This is a genomic window from Synechococcus sp. W55.2 (genome assembly GCF_047461635.1).
In the GTDB taxonomy this organism is placed as follows: domain Bacteria; phylum Cyanobacteriota; class Cyanobacteriia; order Thermostichales; family Thermostichaceae; genus Thermostichus.
Genome location: NZ_JANSHM010000102.1, coordinates 1 through 5,437, shown reverse-complemented (window position 1 = coordinate 5,437; position 5,437 = coordinate 1). Strand labels below are relative to the sequence as shown.

Here is a 5,437-nt window from a genome sequence, read left to right as displayed (position 1 = left end):
CAATGACTTTTGCCAAACCGCCTAAAGCTCAGTAAATTCAGCAAAGTTCAGGGTTTTGGGGGTTAGAGGCATGCTCCCCAGAAAATCTCAGTTGCAAAGGCGGTGCGGAGCACTCAAGCGATAGACTGGGGTGTACAGCTCCCGCTCCGCTGCGAATCTGCTCGATTGAACCGTTGCTCGCCAAGCCTACCCGCCAACCATGGGATCCGCAACTCTATCCGCTCCTTGTACCTTTCCCCTCACCGCTGTAGTGGGGCAACAGGCGGCCAAGCTGGCTCTGCTGCTGGCAGCAGTGGATCCCAGCCTAAGGGGTGTGGTGCTGGTGGGGCCTCGCGGCACCGCCAAGTCGGTTTTGGCCAGAGGGATCCACGCCTTGCTACCGCCCATCGAGGTGATTGCGGGATCCTATTGCAACGACGATCCAGCGCAGCCGGATACCTGGTCCGACTGGGCCAAGGCTCGCTACCCAGCCGGAGAGGTGCCGCCCACCCAAGTGATATCGCCCCCCTTTGTCCAGGTTCCCCTGGGCGTCACCGAAGATCGGCTGCTGGGATCCGTCGATGTGGAGGCCTCCATCAGGCAGGGGGAAACGGTCTTCCAGCCAGGGATCTTGGCTGCCGCCCACCGGGGCGTGCTCTATGTGGATGACATCAACCTCTTGGACGACGCCATCGTCAACTTGTTGCTGACGGTGGTGGGGGATGGGGTCAACCGCCTGGAACGGGAGGGGCTGAGTCTGCAACACCCCTGCCGGCCTCTCTTGGTGGCCACCTACAACCCCGAAGAGGGATCCCTGCGCCCCCACCTGCTGGATCGCCTGGCACTGGTGGTGCCGGTGGGGCAGGAGCTGAGCCTAGAAGAGCGAGGGGAAATTGTCCAACGGGCAACGCAATTTGTCGATGCTCCCGAGCCCTTCCTGGCCGAGCACCAGGCGGAACTGGAGGAAATCCGCACCCGCATCCTCCTGGCGCGGGAGTGGCTGCCCCAGGTCAAGCCGCAGCGGGAACAGCTCCTCTACCTGGTGCAGGAGGCCATCCGCGGCAACGTCCAAGGGCACCGGGGAGAACAATTTGCCCTGCGAGCCGCCTGTGCCCTGGCGGCGCTGGAGGGGCGGGATCGCCTCCTGGCCGAGGATCTGCAGCAGGCCGTGCAGCTGGTGCTGCTGCCCCGCGCCCGTTACGACCCCGACCAGCCCCCGCCTCCCCCCCCGCCACCATCCCAACAGTCGGATCCCCCGCCGCCGGATCCCGACAAGGATGGGGAAGATAGAGAGGAAACGGATCCCCAACCGGAAAACCTGAGTCTGCCGGAAGAGTTTTTCTTCGAGCCGGAGCGCATTGCCCTCGACCCGCGCCTGCTGGCCTTTGCCCAGTCCCTCAACCAGCAGGGAAAAACGGGATCCCGCAGCCTGGTGTTCAGCGCCGACCGGGGCCGTTACATCAAGCCCATCCTGCCCCAGGGATCCAACCCCCGCATTGCCGTCGATGCCACCTTGCGAGCCGCTGCTCCCTACCAGAAGAGCCGCCGCCAGCGACAACCGGGACGCGCCGTCGTCGTGGAACCGAGCGATATCCGCGCCAAAAAGCTGGTTCGCAAGGCCGGAGCCCTGGTGATCTTTGTGGTGGATGCCTCCGGCTCCATGGCCCTCAACCGCATGCAAGCGGCCAAAGGTGCCGCCCTGCGCCTGCTCACCGAGGCTTACCAAAACCGTGACAAGGTGGCCCTCATCGCCTTTCGTGGGGAAACTGCCGAAGTGTTGCTCCCCCCCACCCGCTCCATCGAGCTGGCCCGCCGCCGTCTGGAATCCCTGCCCTGTGGCGGGGGATCCCCTCTCGCCCATGCCCTCACCCAAGCCGTGCGCATGGGAGTCAATGCCCGCACCGCTGGCGATGTAGGTCAGGTGATGCTGGTAGCTCTCACCGATGGCCGGGCCAACATTCCCCTCAGCCGCTCCTTGGGACGGAGCGACAGCAAAAGCCAGTTGGGAGCGGATCCCATCGACCTCAAGCAAGAGCTGCGGGAGATCGCCCTGCGCATCCGCGCCCTGGGGTTGAAGCTGCTTTTGATCGATTCCCAAAGCCGCTTTGTAACCACCGGCTTCAGCGCCGAGCTGGCGGAATTGGCGGGCGGACGGTACTTTCATCTGCCCCGTGCCACCGACCAGGGGATCGCAGCCGTGGCCCGCTCGGCTATGCAGGAGGGACGCACCTACCCCTGAGAGAACAGCCTCTCCGTCGGCGGAGGTTGTAACTTTTCTTAATGGTTGGTTATGATCCCTGTAGGCGAACTTCACCTTGTCCCATGGCTACAGGACTCCTGCCCCAACTTTCCCTCCAGAATCCCATGGCTGTCGATTGGGTCAGTCGGGGGGTAAGCGCAGCCATTCGTGCCCTCTTTAAGCATGCAGAGCGGCTGGAGGTGCGCGTGCGAGTGGAGCCTGTTGCCAAATTGTTGCAGGGTCGTATCGACAGCTTTGAACTGTTGGGCCAGCATCTGCAGATGTACAACGGCCTGAGGCTTTCGGCTCTGGAGCTATTCTGCAATGCGGTGGCCATCGATTTCAGCCAAATTTGGCAGGGGAAGATCAAGCTGCGCCAGCCAGTACAGGCCACAATGCGCGTGGTGCTGAGCGAAGACGATCTGGCGCAATCGTTTAACACACCTTTTGTGCTGAACAGGCTGGCCCTGGTGGGACAGGATGGCAGCCCCCTATCCTTCCATCACGTCCATATCAGCATCACCCCGGCGCGACGACTGCAATTCCAGGCAAACGTACAGCAGGGAGAAGCCAGGGCTTTCCGCGTCGGTTTTTCCGCCCAAGTTGAGGTGCTGGAGCGGCGTCGCATCCGCTTTACAGATCCGGTGTTTGCAGGCAGCACAGAAGAGGAGCTGGCCTTGAGCCGGGCCTTGGTAGATTGCCTGAATGGGCTTCTGGATTTGGATCGGCTCGCCTTGCGAGGCACTGAGCTGCGGGTAGACCGGGTGAACTTGCAGCCCCAGCAGATGATCCTGTACGGCAGTGCCACCCTAGCGCAATTTCCCACACGCCAACCCCAATGGGAAAGTGCTTGACAGCCTTTGGAAGGGCGGCTACGCTCAATAGTGGTGAGGAGTGAAGAGAAGAAGCCTCTGGGGTCGAAACACGGACAGACTCCCAGAGGTTTTTTCATGCCTCAGGAGCTTGAGAGCTCCGCTCTGCCCCTCGATCTTGATCTGTTGAACTTGTAGTCCTTTGACCCAAACTGGGACACTACACCCAAAACGTTGGTCGCGTCGTCGCGTCAGCGTTGCCGAGCAATAATGCATGCGGCCAAAGGCTTTTCTCAATGGCCCAGGCGCCTCACCCTAACCTGAAACGACTATGATTGCTCAACGTTGGTTACGCCCGGGGATCAAGCTGCCTTTGCTGTGATGTCCGCAGCTTTGCCAACCGGAATACGGCGCGGCTTCTCTAGCTCTAAAGAGTGGGGCAGTTGGGTATCCTAAAAGCTGGGGCTACAGCATCCCCCCTGTTCAGAAGGATGAAGTGGCTCAAAACACAAGGGTCGTTCTGGGATCAAAGAACTCTTCAGCCTTGACCGTGAGGGGATGTTCATTCTTCCGTACCATTGGTTCATTATTTAAGCAGGTCTTGTCAAAGCGAGCGCACCGAGTTTGAAACAGCAACCACTCCGCGTACTTGAGTTTTGGCGCCGCCGCTTTCCCCACAGCTTGCGCACCCAGGTGGCATTGGTCATTGCCAGCCTTTCGTTCGTCCCCAACTTGGTTTTCATCCTGTCGGTGCAGTGGATCTGGCCCGACACGCAGTTCAGCACTGAAGGGATCCTCCTGCTGCTGCTGTGGATCCCGTTGCTGGCGGTGCTGTCGGCGGTGGTGGGCTATGCTCTGTCCTCCATGATTTTGCGCCCCCTCACCCTGCTGGCCCGCGAGTTGGCTCATTTGGAAACCTTGATTAACCAGCCCGCCCGTTGGAATCTGCTGCTCCGCCCCGGGGATCCCCAGGAAGCCCTGATCTTGCGGCAGGCTTTTGCCCAGTTGCTGCGCCAGATCCAGATCGATCAAATGCGGCGAGAAGCCTTTACCGCTACCCTCGTTCACGACCTCAAAACCCCCCTCATCGCCTTTGGGCACCTGCTGAGCGCCTTTAAACAGGATCAACAGCTCGAGCCGGAGCAACGTCGCGCTCTGCTGGATCGCATCCTGCAGGAAAATCAACACAATCTCTCTCTGGTGCAGAAAATGGTGGAGGCTCACCGCCTGGAGCGGGGAGAGATCGAGTTGCATCCTCGGCCTTGTGATCTGGGATCCCTGGCCAGAAAGGTGGCCGAGCGCATGGGATCCCTGGCCCAGGAGCGGGGGATCGATCTGCGAGTCGAAGGAGAAGGGTGGGGCAACGCCGATGAGGCAGAGCTGGAGCGGGCGCTGGTGAATCTGGTGGACAACGCCTTGCGCTACGCACGCCATGCGGTGGTGTTAATCGTCAGCCCCCACCAGATCCAGGTGCAGGATGATGGCCCCGGCTTGCCGGCTCCCCTAGAAGAGTTGGCCCAACCCTACGTGACCCAGCCCATTCACATTGCCGGCCACCACTACCCAACCGGCTCAGGAGGTCTGGGGCTATATATCGCCAGGCGCATCCTGCAGGCCCACGGGGGGGACTTGCGGTTGGTCGAGACGGGATCCCAAGGGACTGCTCTAGCCCTGGTGTTGCGCTAACCCAATAGATTGGTGCTGAACAAGACTGGTGTAGTCATTTTACATTTTAAGTGACATACTCCCGCACTCATGTTGATGCAAAGCGCTCCGCGCCGCTAAAGCGAGAGAGTGCGGGCTTCCCAGTGACTCCGGTTAGCGCTCCGCGCCGCTAGCGCAAAAAGGACATTTCCTGGGCTTAAGGACTACGTCCCGCTAACGCGAAAAGGACGGGATGCCCCGCCCCTGTACTTGATGTCTATAGCGGCAGTGTATAAAACCCCGCTACTTTTTATGGCACCAGTAAGGACAAAACATCATGTCCCCGCCTTTCATCCCGACCCTCACCCTGGATAGTGAATAGTGGATAGTGGTTAGTGGATAGTGACTATTCACTATTCACTAGCCACTAACTAATAGAGGGCGGGGCTTCCCGGCGGTGTAGCTAGCGGTAACTAACGGGGGTGCAGGGGCAATCAGTCCTGCACTCTACCCGCAGGGTAAGCACCGGGATACAGGGATCCCCGCCATACCTCTGAGCGAAATCTGTTGAGCGAAATCTGTAGTAAAACCTACTTATGCTGGCGGTAACCTACAAGTACCGGATTGATCCAGATGCCTCTTGCTCTTGGCCGGTGGACAGGGGTTCCTGGGTGCAGGAGTCCATCCTGCCTGCCGATGCACCGTTCCCTGTGGATTAGACTTGTTTTGCAAGCTGGCAGTAGCCAGGGAGGCTGGGGAAGGG

At 60.2% G+C, this 5,437-nt stretch carries 3 protein-coding genes; all 3 read left to right on the top strand.

Annotated features, from left to right (window positions below; genetic code table 11):
* Window positions 1-199 precede the first annotated feature (199 nt).
* The 3 genes from bchD to NW828_RS13525 all read left to right on the top strand — a co-directional run bounded on the left by bchD (window position 200) and on the right by NW828_RS13525 (window position 4,716).
* Window positions 200-2,218 carry a magnesium chelatase ATPase subunit D gene (bchD, locus tag NW828_RS13535; protein WP_414384416.1) on the top strand — a complete coding sequence of 673 codons (2,019 nt, stop codon included), beginning with the start codon at window positions 200-202 and terminating at the stop codon, window positions 2,216-2,218.
* Window positions 2,219-2,343: 125 nt separating this feature from the next.
* On the top strand, window positions 2,344-3,072 hold the full coding sequence (locus NW828_RS13530; protein WP_414384415.1) for a DUF2993 domain-containing protein: 729 nt from the start codon (window positions 2,344-2,346) through the stop codon (window positions 3,070-3,072).
* A gap of 582 nt (window positions 3,073-3,654) precedes the next feature.
* A complete protein-coding gene (locus tag NW828_RS13525; protein ID WP_011432354.1) occupies window positions 3,655-4,716 on the top strand; it encodes a sensor histidine kinase in 1,062 nt (353 codons plus the stop codon).
* Window positions 4,717-5,437: the final 721 nt, after the last annotated feature.

Excerpts from the sequence above, each read along its gene's own strand:
- bchD (WP_414384416.1), top strand. The coding sequence starts at position 200 with ATGGGATCCGCAACTCTATCCGCTCCTTGTACCTTTCCCCTCACCGCT.
- NW828_RS13530 (WP_414384415.1), top strand. The coding sequence starts at position 2,344 with ATGGCTGTCGATTGGGTCAGTCGGGGGGTAAGCGCAGCCATTCGTGCC.